The organism is Pseudomonas sp. St386 (assembly GCF_018325865.1).
Lineage (GTDB): Bacteria > Pseudomonadota > Gammaproteobacteria > Pseudomonadales > Pseudomonadaceae > Aquipseudomonas > Aquipseudomonas brassicacearum.
This window is the reverse complement of the sequence record NZ_AP021900.1, coordinates 2,872,805-2,886,731: the sequence shown is the minus strand read 5'-3', so window position 1 is coordinate 2,886,731 and position 13,927 is coordinate 2,872,805. Positions and strand designations below refer to the sequence as shown.

The 13,927-nt window shown below is 61.3% G+C and carries 12 protein-coding genes; 6 read left to right on the top strand and 6 right to left on the bottom strand.

The annotated features are described in order from the left end of the window. A complete protein-coding gene (locus KI235_RS12760) occupies window positions 1-3,096 on the top strand; it encodes an efflux RND transporter permease subunit (RefSeq protein ID WP_013693042.1) in 3,096 nt (1,031 codons plus the stop codon). A gap of 133 nt (window positions 3,097-3,229) precedes the next feature. Here the strand turns inward: KI235_RS12760 and KI235_RS12755 are convergent, their stop codons facing one another. From KI235_RS12755 to KI235_RS12740, 4 genes are all read right to left on the bottom strand, one after another. Next, complete coding sequence (locus KI235_RS12755; protein WP_003200777.1) at window positions 3,230-4,078, bottom strand: ureidoglycolate lyase; 849 nt, start codon at window positions 4,076-4,078, stop codon at window positions 3,230-3,232. A gap of 31 nt (window positions 4,079-4,109) precedes the next feature. Next, window positions 4,110-4,850, bottom strand: a complete 741-nt coding sequence (locus tag KI235_RS12750) for an SDR family oxidoreductase (RefSeq protein WP_003200774.1) — start codon at window positions 4,848-4,850, stop codon at window positions 4,110-4,112. Then, complete coding sequence (locus KI235_RS12745; RefSeq protein WP_013693040.1) at window positions 4,847-6,229, bottom strand: MFS transporter; 1,383 nt, start codon at window positions 6,227-6,229, stop codon at window positions 4,847-4,849. The genes KI235_RS12750 and KI235_RS12745 overlap by 4 nt, the downstream gene beginning before the upstream one ends. A gap of 275 nt (window positions 6,230-6,504) precedes the next feature. Further along, window positions 6,505-7,455, bottom strand: coding sequence for a LysR family transcriptional regulator (locus tag KI235_RS12740; protein ID WP_013693039.1), 951 nt, complete (start codon window positions 7,453-7,455; stop codon window positions 6,505-6,507). Window positions 7,456-7,568: 113 nt separating this feature from the next. On the opposite strand from KI235_RS12740, the gene KI235_RS12735 reads away from it, so the two are divergent. Both KI235_RS12735 and KI235_RS12730 read left to right on the top strand, forming a co-directional pair. After that, the gene (locus KI235_RS12735; protein WP_003200768.1) at window positions 7,569-8,750 is read left to right on the top strand and encodes a fumarylacetoacetate hydrolase family protein; all 1,182 of its coding nucleotides are present in this window, start codon (window positions 7,569-7,571) and stop codon (window positions 8,748-8,750) included. Window positions 8,751-8,799: 49 nt separating this feature from the next. Beyond that, window positions 8,800-10,584, top strand: coding sequence for an IlvD/Edd family dehydratase (locus tag KI235_RS12730; protein ID WP_003200766.1), 1,785 nt, complete (start codon window positions 8,800-8,802; stop codon window positions 10,582-10,584). A 108-nt stretch (window positions 10,585-10,692) separates the two neighbouring features. On the opposite strand, the gene KI235_RS12725 is transcribed toward KI235_RS12730, so the two are convergent. Continuing rightward, window positions 10,693-11,160, bottom strand: a complete 468-nt coding sequence (locus tag KI235_RS12725; RefSeq protein WP_013693037.1) for a DUF1203 domain-containing protein — start codon at window positions 11,158-11,160, stop codon at window positions 10,693-10,695. Between the two features lie 258 nt (window positions 11,161-11,418). Here KI235_RS12725 and KI235_RS12720 point away from each other — a divergent pair, with 258 nt between their 5' ends. Together KI235_RS12720 and KI235_RS12715 are read left to right on the top strand one after the other, a co-directional pair. Continuing rightward, complete coding sequence (locus KI235_RS12720; RefSeq protein WP_003200762.1) at window positions 11,419-11,637, top strand: 4-oxalocrotonate tautomerase family protein; 219 nt, start codon at window positions 11,419-11,421, stop codon at window positions 11,635-11,637. A 73-nt stretch (window positions 11,638-11,710) separates the two neighbouring features. Then, the gene (locus KI235_RS12715; RefSeq protein ID WP_027912359.1) at window positions 11,711-12,181 is read left to right on the top strand and encodes a DoxX family protein; all 471 of its coding nucleotides are present in this window, start codon (window positions 11,711-11,713) and stop codon (window positions 12,179-12,181) included. A 24-nt stretch (window positions 12,182-12,205) separates the two neighbouring features. On the opposite strand, the gene KI235_RS12710 is transcribed toward KI235_RS12715, so the two are convergent. Next, entirely contained in the window at window positions 12,206-12,883 is a 678-nt protein-coding gene (locus KI235_RS12710; RefSeq protein WP_003200758.1) for a TetR/AcrR family transcriptional regulator, read from the bottom strand. A gap of 148 nt (window positions 12,884-13,031) precedes the next feature. On the opposite strand from KI235_RS12710, the gene KI235_RS12705 reads away from it, so the two are divergent. Beyond that, window positions 13,032-13,913, top strand: coding sequence for a hypothetical protein (locus KI235_RS12705; RefSeq protein WP_013693035.1), 882 nt, complete (start codon window positions 13,032-13,034; stop codon window positions 13,911-13,913). Window positions 13,914-13,927: the final 14 nt, after the last annotated feature.

Here is a 13,927-nt window from a genome sequence, read left to right as displayed (position 1 = left end):
ATGCCGCAATTCTTCATCGACCGCCCGGTGTTCGCCTGGGTCGTCGCGTTGTTCATCCTGTTGGCCGGTATCCTGGCCATTCCACAACTGCCGGTGGCGCAATACCCGGTCGTGGCCCCGCCACAAATCGAGATCTACACCGTCTACCCGGGTGCTTCGGCGCAAACCGTGGATGAAAGCGTGGTCAGCCTGATCGAGGAAGAGCTGAACGGCACCGACAACCTGCTGTATTTCGAGTCCCAGAGCAGCCTGGGCAGCGCCACCATCACTGCGACCTTCCAACCCGGCACCAACCCGGAACTGGCCCAGGTCGACGTGCAGAATCGCCTCAAGGCCGTGGAGTCGCGCCTGCCGCAAGCGGTGACCCAGCAAGGCCTGCAAGTGGACAAAGTCTCCGCCGGCTTCCTGCTGCTGATCACCCTCACCTCCAGCGACGGCAAGCTCGACGACGTGGCCCTCAGCGACTACCTGGCGCGCAACGTGATGAACGAGATCAAGCGCCTGGACGGTGTCGGCAAGGCCCAGTTGTACGGGGCCGAACGGGCCATGCGGATCTGGATCGACCCGCAGAAACTCGTCGGTTTCAACCTGACCCCGGCCGACGTCAATGCCGCCATCGTGGCGCAGAACGCCCAGGTGTCGGCCGGTAGCCTGGGCGATTTGCCGAGCCGCAGCACCCAGGAAATCACCGCGACCATCGTCGTCAAAGGCCAGCTCAACACGCCGCAGGAGTTCGCCGACATTGTGCTCAAGGCCAACCCCGACGGCTCGACGGTGCGCATCGCCGACGTGGCACGGGTGGAAATCGGCAGCCAGGAATACCAGTTTTCCACGCGTCTGAACGGCAAGCCGTCCACTGCCGTGGCGGTGCAACTGTCGCCGGGCGCCAATGCCTTGAACACCGCGACCCTGGTGCGCAACAAGATGGACGAGCTGTCGCGCTACTTCCCGGCCGGCGTGGAATACAAGATTCCCTACGACACCTCACCGTTCGTCAAGGTCTCGATCACCAAGGTGATCTACACCCTCGGCGAGGCGATGTTGCTGGTGTTCGCGGTGATGTTCCTGTTCCTGCAGAACATCCGCTACACCCTGATCCCGACACTGGTAGTGCCGGTGGCGCTGATGGGCACCTTCGCGACGATGCTCGCGCTGGGGTTCTCGATCAACGTGCTGACGATGTTCGGCATGGTGCTGGCCATCGGCATCCTGGTGGACGATGCCATCGTGGTGGTGGAGAACGTCGAGCGTATCATGGCCCAGGAAGGCTTGTCGCCCAAAGAGGCCACGCGCAAGGCCATGGGGCAGATCACCGGGGCGATCATCGGCATCACGCTGGTGCTGGTGGCGGTGTTCATTCCGATGGCGTTCATGCAGGGCTCGGTGGGGGTGATCTACCAGCAGTTCTCGCTGTCGATGGCGACCTCGATCCTGTTCTCGGCGTTTCTCGCACTGACCTTGACCCCGGCGCTTTGCGCGACCTTGCTCAAACCGGTCGCCAAGGGTGATCACCACGCCAAGAGCGGTTTCTTCGGCATGTTCAACCGTGGTTTCGACCGATTCGGCGAGCGCTATCAAGGTTGGGTGGCCCATGCGGTAAAACGCAGCGGCCGTTATCTGCTGATCTACGGCGTGTTGCTGGTGGGCATGGGCCTGCTGTTCAGTCGCCTGCCCTCCTCGTTCCTGCCGGTGGAAGACCAGGGCTACACCATCACCGACATCCAGTTGCCACCGGGTGCCAGCAAGAGTCGTACGGTGCAGGTGGTGGAACAAATCGAAGCCCACAACGCCGGTGAACCGGGAGTCGGTGACAGCACGATCATTCTCGGTTTCAGCTTTTCCGGCAGTGGGCAGAACGCGGCCCTGGCCTTCACCACCCTCAAGGACTGGTCGCAACGCGGCGCCGATGATTCGGCGGCGTCCATCGCCGACCGCGCCAACCTGGCGCTGAGCCAGATCAAGGACGCCATGGCGTTCTCGGTGCTACCGCCGCCGGTGGACGGCCTGGGCACGTCCAGCGGTTTCGAGTTCCGTTTGCAGGACCGTGGTGGCCTCGGCCATGCCACCTTGATGCAGGCCCGCAGCGAATTGCTCGCCGCCGCCGACAAAAGCCCGATGCTGATGAATGTGCGTGAAAGCGCCCTGGCGGAGGCGCCGCAGGTGCAATTGGAGGTCGACCGCAAGCAGGCCAATGCCCTGGGCATTTCCTTTGCCGACGTCGGCAGTGTGTTGTCCACGGCAGTGGGTTCGACCTACATCAACGACTTCCCCAACCAGGGGCGCATGCAACGGGTGGTGGTCCAGGCCGAGGGCGACCAGCGCAGCCAGGTCGAAGACTTGCTGAAGATTCATGTGCGCAACAACAGCGGAAAAATGGTCCCGTTGTCAGCCTTCGTCCAGGCCCGCTGGACCCAGGGGCCGGCGCAATTGACCCGCTATAACGGTTATCCGGCGGTGAGCATTTCCGGTGAACCGGCACCGGGCTACAGCACCGGGCAAGCCATGGCTGAAATCGAACGGCTGGTGGCCCTGGGGCCGACGGGACTGGGCCAGGAATGGACGGGGTTGTCCTTGCAGGAACGCTTGTCCGGCAGCCAGGCGCCCATCCTGTTGGGCCTGTCGCTGCTGGTGGTGTTCCTGTGCCTGGCGGCGCTGTACGAGAGTTGGTCGATCCCGACCTCGGTGTTGCTGGTGGTGCCGTTGGGTGTGCTCGGCGCGGTATTGGCCGTGTCGTTGCGCGGCATGCCTAACGATGTGTTCTTCAAGATCGGGCTGATCACCATCATCGGCCTGTCGGCGAAAAACGCGATCCTGATCATCGAGTTCGCCAAGAGCCTGTACGACGAAGGCCACGACCTGATCGACGCCACGCTCCAGGCAGCACGCCTGCGCCTGCGGCCGATCATCATGACCTCGCTGGCCTTCATCCTTGGGGTGGTACCGCTGGCGATTGCCACGGGCGCCAGTTCGGCAAGCCAGCAGGCCATCGGTACCGGAGTGATCGGCGGGATGATCACCGCGACACTGGCGGTGGTGTTTGTGCCGGTGTTTTTTGTGGTGGTGATGAAGCGCGTGAGGCGTGTTGATCCCAAGTGAGGTTAAGCCAGACCATCGCTATCGCGAGCAAGCTCGCTCCCACAGGGGCCTGCGGGGCACATGAATTGTGTGCCTGCCGAAGATCCAATGTGGGAGCGAGCTTGCTCGCGATAGCAGTGGTCCGGTCTAGCCCTCAGTCCGCCTGCACCGTGACCTGGCGCTGCTCGCCCAAGCCCTGGATTCCCAAGCGCATGGTCTGGCCCGGACGCAGGAACACCGGGTTGGGCTTGATGCCCAAACCGACGCCGGGCGGCGTGCCGGTGGAGATCACATCCCCAGGTTGCAGGCTCATGCAGCGGCTCAGGTAGGCAATCAGTTGCGGCACGCTGAAGATCAGCGTTCGGGTATTGCCGTTCTGATAGCGGTGTCCGTCGACCTCCAGCCACAGGTCCAGCGTATGCGGGTCGGCGATTTCGTCCCGGGTCACCAACCACGGCCCAAGGGGACCGAAGGTGTCAAAGCCTTTGCCCTTGTCCCAAGTACCGCCGCGCTCCAGTTGCCACTCGCGCTCGGACACATCGTTGATGACGCAGTAGCCGGCGACATGCTCCAGGGCGTTCGCTTCGTCGATGTAGCGCCCGCCTTTCCCGATGACCACGCCCAGCTCGACTTCCCAGTCGGTCTTGAGCGAGCCGCGCGGGATCTGGATGTCGTCGTTCGGCCCGCAGATGGCACTGGTCCACTTGTTGAAGATGATCGGCTCTTTTGGCACCTCCATGTTCGACTCGGCCGCATGGTCGGCGTAGTTCAGGCCGATGCAGATGAATTTGCCGACCTGGCCGACACAGGCTCCGATCCGTGGCTGGCCGGCCACGATCGGCAAGCTGCGCGGGTCGAGGGCGGCGAGCGTTGCCAGGCTATCCGGGCCGAGAACCAGCCCGGCGATGTCCGGCACATGGGCCGAGAGGTCGCGGATCTGATTGTCGGCATCCAACAGCCCGGGTTTTTCCGAACCTTTTTCGCCGTAGCGCAATAGTTTCATGTCGTGCTCCTGCTCAAGTGAAGACCGGGGTTCAGATGCTCATGCCACCGTCGATGATGTGGATGGCACCCGTGGTGTAGGCGCACGCATCGCTGCCCAGGTACAACGCCAACTGCGCGATCTCTTCAGTGTGGCCGATGCGGCCCATGGGCTGGCGGTCGAGAAATTGCCGGTAGACCTGTGCCTCATCGACGCCCTGCTGCGCGGCCTGGTCAGCAATGCGCTGGCGCAACGAGGGGGAATCCACGGTGCCCGGACAGATCGCGTTGCAACGGATGCCTTGGCTGACGAAGTCGATGGCGACGGCCTTGGTCAGGCCCACTACCGCGGCCTTGCTGGTGGCATAGGCGAAGCGATTGGGCACGCCCTTGACGCTGGAGGCCACCGACGACATGTTGATGATCGAACCGCCGCCACGGGCCAGCATGCCCGGCAGGAACGCACGGATCATCCGGTACATGGCCGTGACATTGAGGTCCATCGAACGTGCCCAGGCGGCCTCGTCGCAGTCGAGGATGTTGCCGCTGTGTACGAAGCCTGCGCAGTTGAACAGCACGTCGAGCCCACCGATGCGCTCGCAGGCGGCGCTGATGGCAACGGGCGACGTGACGTCCAGGGTCATGGCGGTGATCCCTTCGATCCCCGCCAGTGCGTGGATATCGATGTCAGTGGCGAACACCTCGGCACCGGCCCGGGCGAAGGCAATGGCGCTGGCCAAGCCTATGCCCTGCCCCGCTGCCGTGACCAGTACGCGCTTGTTTTGTAGGTTCATGCGGTCTCCAGTTGGGCTGCCGTGGTGGCGTGCTTGGGTGTCCTGCCGAGCATCGAGGCGGGAATGGCCAGGATCAGTCCACCGCTGACCAAAAGACACAAGGCTAATACATAGGTGCCGTTGTTGATGTTGCCCGTGAGGGTCTCGGCCACGGCGGTGATCATCGAACCGGTGAAACCCGACAGGTTGCCGATGGCGTTGATCATGCCAATCCCGGCTGCGGCGGCGACGCCCGACAGCACGGTGCCCGGCAGGGTCCAGAAAATCGGCATCAGACTGAGGATCCCCGAAGCGGAGACGCTGAGAAAGAGCACGGACAACACCAGGTTGTCGGCGAAGAACGCGCTGAGGATCAGGCCGGCGCCGCCAATGAACGCCGGAATTGCCGCGTGCAGGCGCCGCTCACCGGTGCGGTTGGAGTGCCGGGCGTTGAGCAGCATCGCCACCACTGCCACCGAGTAAGGAATGGCGGTCAGCAAACCGATGTGCAAGCTGTTGGTGATGCCGGTGCTCTTGATGATCGACGGCATCCAGAACGCCAGGCCATAGAAGCCGGTGTTGAAGGTCAGCAGGATCAATACCAGCAACCACACCCGCGGGTTGAGGAACACTTCGCTCAAGCGCGTGGCCTTGCCCTGGTTGTCGGTTTGCAGGTTGGCCTTGAGCAGGGCTTTTTCCGCGACAGAAAGCCATTTGGCTTTGTCGATGTTGTCGGCCAGGCAGACGATCACCACGAACGCCATGATGATCGAAGGAATGCCTTCGATCAGCAACATCCATTGCCAGCCAGACAGGCCATGCACCCCTTGCATGCTGTTCATCAGCCAACCGGAGAGTATCCCGCCCAGGGTCAGGCTGACCGGCAACGCCAGCAGGAACCCGGACATCACCCGGCTCTGCCGATGGGTCGGGAACCAGTAGTTGAGGTACAGGATCACGCCAGGGAAGAAGCCCGCTTCACAGATGCCCAACAGGAAACGCAGCACATAGAACATCGTGCTCGATTCGAGGTGGAAGAAAGCCGCCAGCGGCACGGTGTAGGCCACGGCCATGGACACCACCGCCCAGGTCAGCATGATCCGGGCAATCCAGAACCGCGCGCCAAAGCGATGCAGCAACAGGTTGCTGGGGACTTCGAAGAGGAAATAGCCCCAGAAAAACATACTGGCGCCCAAGGCATATACGGTGTTGCTGAACTGCAGCTCGTTGAGCATGTCGAGCTTGGCGAACCCGATGTTCACCCGATCGAGGTACGCCGCCATGTAGCACAACAGCAGGACCGGAAGGATGCGCCAGATGACCTTGCGGTAGGTCCGGTCTTCGAAATCCAATTCGCAGGCGGGAGCCTGCGCGGGCAACTGCTCGGAGATGGTTTGCATGAGGTAACCCCTGATTGTTTTTATTGGGTCACGTCGAATGAGCGAATCATCCGGCGATTGAACGAGGACTCTACTGTCGGGAAGCGATTCTTTCCCAATGGCATTTTTGGATTAGTTGATAACGATGCGTTATCGAAATGATCTTCAGACCCATGGAACCTGTGACGAGTCATCTGTGGGAGCAAGGCTTGCCCGCGATGAAGACGACGCGGTCTGAGGGGAAACGAGGCGCCTGCATCGCGGGCAAGCCTTGCTCCCACAGATTCATACTGCCCTTAAGCAGGCTGCATGGCGGCCAGGCGCGCGTTGTCCTTGAGGATCTCGGCGAACTCCAGCGCCGCGCCCACCAACGGCTCATCCTTGCGCGTGAGGATGCCGTAATCCTGCGGCGCCAGGTGCAGTGGGGTATCGAGGGTCTTGAGCTGACCGCTTTCGAGCAGCGGGTCGACCATTGCATTGGGCAGCATGCCGATCATGGGCCCGCGCTGCAGCACTTGGAGGAAGGTCTGCATGGAAATGGTGTCGATGGTGTTGCGCGGCATTCCTACGCCAGCCTCGGCAAAGGCCAACTCCATGCGTGCGCGAATCGGTGTGCCGACCGGATAGAGAATCCACGGCAAGTCCACCAACTGCTGCAAGGAGACCGGACCCGCGCCAGCCAACGGATGGCGATAGTTGACCACGATGCAGAACGGTTCCGGGGCCAACGGCTGGAAGTCATAGCGCTGCTGCTGGCTTTGATCGGTAAAACGGGCCACCGCCAGGTCGAGCGTCTTCTCTTCAAGCATCTCCATCAGGTGGTTACTGGTCTGCTCCACCACTTCAATCGACAGCAACGGCCAGCGCTGCTTGATCTGCAGGATCGCCTCGGGCAAAGCCACCGCAGTGGCGGCAAAGATCCCGCCGACCTTGAGAAAGCCGTGGCCGCCCTCGCGCAAGCTGCTGATCTGTTCGACGAACGAGCGCGCATCATTCAAGGCAATCTGCGCATACCGCAGTACGTGTTCGCCCAAGGCCGTGGGCGGCATGCTCCGTGGCAGCCGTTCGAACAAGGCAAAGCCGAGCAGGCTTTCGATTTCCTTGAGCATCTTGCTGATGGCCGGCTGGCTGAGGTTCATCTGCTGCGCCGCCAGGTGCATGTTGCGGGTGCGCCCCAACGTGTCGATCAGCAGCAAGTGGCGGAACTTGAGCCAGCCGCAGAAGCTGGAGAAGGACAGATCTGACATGGCTATTCCTCAGGCCGGCGATAACCCGACGTTATCAAATACTGAATATATCTCATTGGAGTTTATCGAGCGGCCACCCTAGCGTGAAGGCTTTACGAACAGGAAGACTCGCCATGTCGCTACTGCTTACTCCCGAGAACACCCTGCCCGTCGATGGCGTGGCCGGAACCCTGATTGGACGTGCCTGGGTGCCAGGCCGGATCGCCGGGCCTTCGCCCATTGCGTTGCGCAGCGATGGCGTGTTCGATCTCTCGGATCGTTTTGCGACATTGAGTGATCTGCTGGAAACCGAATCGCCGCTGGCCGCCGTGCGACAGACGCCCGGCACCTTCATCGCCAGTGTCGAAGCCCTGCTGGCCAACACCGGCCCTGATGCCGACCCGAGCAAGCCGTCGCTGTTGCCGCCACTGGACTTGCAAGTGATCAAGGCCGCCGGCGTGACCTTCGCCGCCAGCATGATCGAGCGTGTGATCGAGGAACAGGCCGGCGGCGACGCCGCGAAGGCCGAAGCCGTACGCGCCACGGTGCACAGCGTGATCGGCGACAACCTGCGCACGATCGTGCCGGGCTCCGAGCAAGCCATGCGCCTGAAGGCCCTGCTCATCGAACAGGGCATGTGGTCGCAGTACCTGGAGGTCGGCATCGGCCCGGATGCGGAGATCTTCACCAAGGCACCGGTCCTGGCCGCCGTGGGCAGCGGCAGCCGCATCGGCATTCATCCGATATCGCAATGGAACAACCCGGAACCGGAAGTGGTGCTGGCGGTGAACAGCCGTGGCCAGATCCACGGCGCCAGCCTGGGCAACGACGTCAACCTGCGGGACATCGAAGGCCGCAGTGCGCTGTTGCTGAGCAAGGCCAAGGACAACAACGCCTCCTGCGCCATCGGGCCGTTCATTCGCCTGTTTGACGAACACTTCAGCCTGGATGATGTAAGGGATTGCGTGGTCGATCTTCAGGTACAAGGCGAGGATGGCTATCGCCTGCACGGCTCCAGCTCCATGAGCCAGATCAGCCGCGACCCGCAGGACCTGGCAGGCCAGACGCTCAACGCCAATCACCAATACCCGGATGGTTTTGTGCTGTTTCTCGGTACCCTGTTCGCCCCCACCGAAGACCGTGATCATGCCGGCAGCGGTTTCACCCACAAACGCGGGGACGTGGTCAGCATCAGCAGCCCGTTGCTCGGAAGCCTGCATAACCAGGTGACCCACAGCTGCGATGCCGCCCCCTGGACCTTTGGTGTCAGCGCCTTGCTGCGTAACCTCGCCGCCCGAGGACTGCTGGACCGCTAAAACGCCACGACCGTGACCGATTCATCCAATTACAAGAGAGAAATGAATCATGAGTGACACGTCAAAACGCCGCCTGCGCAGCGAGCAATGGTTCAATGACCCTGCCCACGCGGACATGACCGCCCTGTATGTCGAACGCTACATGAACTACGGGATGACCCGCGAAGAGCTGCAGTCGGGACGCCCGATCATCGGCATCGCCCAGACCGGCAGCGACCTGACGCCCTGCAACCGTCATCACCTGGAACTGGCACAACGGGTCAAGGCCGGCATCCGTGATGCCGGCGGCATTCCCATGGAATTCCCGGTACACCCGATCGCCGAACAGTCGCGCCGCCCCACCGCCGCGCTGGACCGCAACCTGGCGTACCTGGGGCTGGTGGAGATTCTTCACGGTTACCCATTGGACGGCGTGGTGCTCACCACCGGCTGCGACAAGACCACCCCGGCCTGCCTGATGGCCGCGGCGACCACCGACCTGCCGGCCATTGTCCTGTCCGGCGGGCCGATGCTCGACGGTCACCACAAGGGCGAGCTGATCGGCTCGGGCACCGTGCTCTGGCATGCGCGCAACCTGATGGCCGCCGGCGAGATCGACTACGAAGGCTTCATGGAAATGACCACCGCGGCATCGCCGTCGGTGGGTCACTGCAACACCATGGGCACCGCCTTGTCGATGAACGCCCTGGCCGAAGCCCTGGGCATGTCCCTGCCCGGTTGCGCGAGCATCCCGGCGCCCTATCGCGAGCGCGGGCAAATGGCTTATGCCACCGGCAAGCGCATCTGCGAACTGGTGCTGCAAGACATTCGCCCGTCACAAATCATGACCCGCCAAGCCTTCGAGAACGCCATCGCCGTCGCCTCGGCCCTGGGTGCTTCGAGTAACTGCCCGCCGCACCTGATCGCCATCGCCCGGCACATGGGCGTCGAGCTGAGCCTGGAGGACTGGCAACGGATTGGCGAGGACGTGCCGCTGCTGGTCAATTGCATGCCGGCGGGCAAGTACCTGGGTGAAGGGTTCCATCGGGCTGGAGGCGTGCCAGCGGTCATGCACGAACTGCAAAAAGCCGGGCGCCTGCATGAAGACTGCGCCACGGTCAGCGGCAGGACCATCGGCGAAATCGTCGGCAGCAGCCTGACCAGCAACACCGATGTGATCCATCCCTTCGATACCCCGCTCAAGCACCGGGCCGGCTTCATCGTGCTCAGCGGCAATTTCTTCGACAGCGCGATCATGAAGATGTCGGTGGTGGGCGAAGCGTTTCGCAAGACCTACCTGTCCGAGCCCGGCGCCGAGAATAGCTTTGAAGCCCGGGCCATCGTGTTCGAAGGACCAGAGGACTACCACGCCCGCATCGACGACCCGGCGCTGGACATCGACGAGCGCTGCATCCTGGTCATTCGCGGTGTCGGCACGGTGGGCTATCCCGGCAGCGCCGAGGTGGTGAACATGGCCCCGCCGGCCGCGCTAATCAAACAAGGCATCGACTCCCTGCCCTGCCTCGGCGACGGTCGCCAGAGCGGCACTTCGGCGAGCCCATCGATCCTCAACATGTCCCCGGAAGCGGCCGTGGGCGGCGGCCTGGCGTTGCTGAAAACCAACGACCGGCTGAAAGTGGACCTCAATACCCGCACCGTGAACCTGCTGATCGACGACGCCGAGATGGCCCAGCGCCGACGCGAATGGACGCCGAATATTCCGCCTTCGCAAACGCCCTGGCAGGAGCTGTACCGGCAATTGGTGGGACAGCTTTCCACCGGGGGTTGCCTGGAGCCGGCCACGTTGCACCTGCGGGTGATTGCTCGTAGTGGTGAGCCGCGTCATTCGCACTGACAACAGCCAACTCAGTATCGCTTCCGCGCATCGGGCCGTGGAGCGATGCTCCAGGCTTGCAGGCCCGAATGCTTTCAAGCCAAGTCTGCAAGCACGACCTCCCCTTGCCTACACCCGATCTATCCGCCCCGAGTAACACCCCTGCTTAGCATTGTGAACGTGGATGTAACTGACCTCAGGATTGGCAAACATCCGGCTGATCACAGGCTCTATTGCCTGTCCGTCCACCACATCGGCATCAAGCATCATCCCCTCCTCGGAAAAAGCACGCAGGGACAGTAGTCGGATGCGCATGACCTCGGGCACTTGGTTGACGGCGTCGTAAGCCTGGGGCGCCCCCTCTCGGATGAAAATCGCATGGGAGGCGCGATACGGCGAGTTGGCCGGCTGACTGACATGGTTCAGTAAGAGCATGCGTTGCCCCAGCTCCGCATCTTTCATTTCTATGCGATCAGGAAAGCCTGGCTGGCAGTCAACGACATAACGCCTTATCCCCCGCGAGGCGAGTGCTTCATCGGACAATCCAAACAGCGCGCGGAATGGATCGGGGGCAAGGCCTGTGATGCGAAAGTTCATGATGGGCACCTCTTGATGTGAGTGCCTAGAAGAGAACACCTGGGCAGAACCCGCTATCCGGTTCTTGCGGCGAAAATCAAATGACACCGCATGCATCCGGAGGTTGGCACGTGAGAGCGTTCCACGGCGTCGATTGTTCACGGTTATTGAATTCAGATGGCAACTCGGCAGGGTTTATCTCCAGGGCCCAAACAAGAAAAATGCGCGCCATGGGCTGTTCGCCCGACCCAGTCTGTTTCACACCCACGGAGCAAACCGATGCCATTCGCCAACTATAAATTTCCCGAAGGAATCCTGGACCACGCCCGCAAAGAAGAGATCATTCATCGCACCACAGAGATGTTCGTCGAATACTTCGGCGAGGGAGTTCGTCCGTTCACCATGGTGCTGGTCGAAGAGGTTGCAGACGGCGGATGGGGGCGCGCTGATGAAACGCTGACGCTGGCGAAGATGGGGCTGCCTGCCAAAGGACAATAGCGCCTTCGGAGTATTCAAAAGGCCTATCGACGTCATGTATCAGTGCTTCAAGCAAACCAGCCAAGGATTTCCCATGACAACTCAAGACCTATCATCGCTGCGCTGCGCGGTGGCCACGGTGACTGCACGAGTCGCCCGCTTCGAACCTCACCTGTACGCCGCGCTGCGGATCGTCTTCGCCGTGGTCCTGTTTACCCACGGTTTGCCGAAGGTTCTGCGCACCGCCCATGGATCGATGGCTGATCCAATGAGCGCGTCGATCAACCTCATCCAGAACGTGATGGGGCTGCCTTTCGCTGCACAGCTTGCCTTCCTGGTCATGCTCCTGGAGACGGTCGGTGCGCTCATGCTGGCGATGGGGCTCGGCACGCGACTCGTCGCACTGCTGATCGCCATTGAGATGGTTGCAATCAGCTATGCGCTGGGACCGACATGGCCCTGGATAGATCGGGGCATCGAGTTTCCTGTACTGATGGGTTTTCTGGCCCTCTACATCGTCGCGCGCGGCGGCGGCGCCTACTCAATGGACGCGCGCCAACGGTAGCCCCCGATAACCATGGATCCCGCGTCAGCTTGCAGCGTCGTGCGCAGTCGCCGCCACTGCCTGGAGCCCACCAAGGGCATAACTCATCATGTGGTCGATCAAACCCTGCGGCTCGAGACTCAACCCTTGCAGTACATGCTGCTTTAACGGCTGATGGGCTATAAGCAAAAAAAGACAGGGGGCGAAGACGCTGATGGCGCTGCGCAGGGTTGTCGGATGATCCGCTGGCAAGTTCATGATTTGTCCAAGCAAGCCACGCAGAATGTGCGCCTTGGGAAACGATTGTTCCTTGAGCACCACCTCGAACTCGGGAGAAGGCGAAAGCACTTCGCGCGTGAGCACTTTCAGCGCCCAGCCATCCGGATGGTCGTGCAGGCGCTCGACCAACACGGTGATGAGGGCACGTAATTTGTCTTGCGGCGACCCTGGCCGCTCGTTAAGCGAAACCAGAGTTTCCATCCGCATCAACCGAGCGTGGGCTTCGAGCAATACCGCGCGGTACAGGCCCTCTTTGTTTACGAAGTGATAATTCACCGCCGCGCTGTTGGCTTGCGAACGTTCGCAAATCTGCTTGCTGGTGGTGTTGGCCAACCCTTGTTCGGCAAACAACTCACCCGCCTTTTCCAGAATCTGCAGCCGCGTTGCCTGCCCATCGAGTCGCGAAGCACGAGGCAGGGAAGGCTTGCCAATGGCATTGTCCATGAGCTCATCTCTTTATAGTTCTAATTCAAATTTGACTTTTTATTTCAGCCTACCTATTTTGGTCCCGTCATTGTCCCTTTACAACACCACGTGAGGACTTTGCAGCCGATGCTGCGGGCTTTTCACGCACTACCAAGGAAATACCGTCATGGAAGCGCGCGTAATGACACCTTTCACCTACTTCTCATTGCCAATGCAGAAGCAGTTCCTAGCCAATCAGCGGGCCATCCAAGGCAAACCCTACGCCGACTTTTTCCGCTCGAAGATCAGCGTGCCGCTCAGTGCCGTCGAAAAGATACAGCAAGGCCCCATGCCCTTGGCTGACGCCTTGACGCCCAGCGTTGAAGACCTTAACCGCATGCTCGCCGCTGATTTCATTAGCGAAGAGGCCGGATACGCGCTGCTGCCAGGGCCGATGGCCTACGTGCAAAGTCGCAAGTTTTTCCCCAACTGCACAGCTGAGATGCTCAAGTGGTGGTTCATGTGGCATCCACTGGAGGCTGAACGCTACACCCTGTGGTTTCCTTATGCCCATGTGGAAAACCCCTGTGTTCATCACGAGCGCCTCCTGGACGATACCCTGAGCTTCGAGGAGCGCTTGTATGGCAATACCTTTTGCGCCTCCGAGTACGTCGGTGACCGCCTCATGCACCTGCACATTGATTTCAGGGACCCCTGCGAGCTGGGCTTCTGTCCGGACCTGTACCGCGAATCCAAAATAGACGGCAGCGTCAGCGCCCTGATGAGCCTGGCCCATGAACCGCAAGTGCCGGTGTCGCTGATGGCGCACTTGTTCAAGGAATGTCCGGAGGGTTTGTACCTGACGAGCCGTTACTGGGTCGGCAGCCACCCCGCCATGCAGCGTTTTCCAGGCGCCGAGCGAGCCGCTCAGCTACTGGAAGAAAACGGTCTGGGAGAGGTTGAGCTGGAAACCCTGGCTTATGAATTTGCGGTGCATGACTTGTGTGAGTTCAACCATCTGGCCAGCATCCTGCCGAGCCTTCATGCACAATTCAGCGGCACGAAATAAGCGCATCCCCTCCC

Coding starts and splice junctions, on each gene's coding strand:
- KI235_RS12725 (WP_013693037.1), bottom strand. CDS start 11,160: ATGAACTTTCGCATCACAGGCCTTGCCCCCGATCCATTCCGCGCGCTG.
- KI235_RS12730 (WP_003200766.1), top strand. CDS start 8,800: ATGAGTGACACGTCAAAACGCCGCCTGCGCAGCGAGCAATGGTTCAAT.
- KI235_RS12740 (WP_013693039.1), bottom strand. CDS start 7,455: ATGTCAGATCTGTCCTTCTCCAGCTTCTGCGGCTGGCTCAAGTTCCGC.
- KI235_RS12720 (WP_003200762.1), top strand. CDS start 11,419: ATGCCATTCGCCAACTATAAATTTCCCGAAGGAATCCTGGACCACGCC.
- KI235_RS12750 (WP_003200774.1), bottom strand. CDS start 4,850: ATGAACCTACAAAACAAGCGCGTACTGGTCACGGCAGCGGGGCAGGGC.
- KI235_RS12760 (WP_013693042.1), top strand. CDS start 1: ATGCCGCAATTCTTCATCGACCGCCCGGTGTTCGCCTGGGTCGTCGCG.
- KI235_RS12715 (WP_027912359.1), top strand. CDS start 11,711: ATGACAACTCAAGACCTATCATCGCTGCGCTGCGCGGTGGCCACGGTG.
- KI235_RS12745 (WP_013693040.1), bottom strand. CDS start 6,229: ATGCAAACCATCTCCGAGCAGTTGCCCGCGCAGGCTCCCGCCTGCGAA.
- KI235_RS12735 (WP_003200768.1), top strand. CDS start 7,569: ATGTCGCTACTGCTTACTCCCGAGAACACCCTGCCCGTCGATGGCGTG.
- KI235_RS12755 (WP_003200777.1), bottom strand. CDS start 4,078: ATGAAACTATTGCGCTACGGCGAAAAAGGTTCGGAAAAACCCGGGCTG.
- KI235_RS12705 (WP_013693035.1), top strand. CDS start 13,032: ATGGAAGCGCGCGTAATGACACCTTTCACCTACTTCTCATTGCCAATG.
- KI235_RS12710 (WP_003200758.1), bottom strand. CDS start 12,883: ATGGACAATGCCATTGGCAAGCCTTCCCTGCCTCGTGCTTCGCGACTC.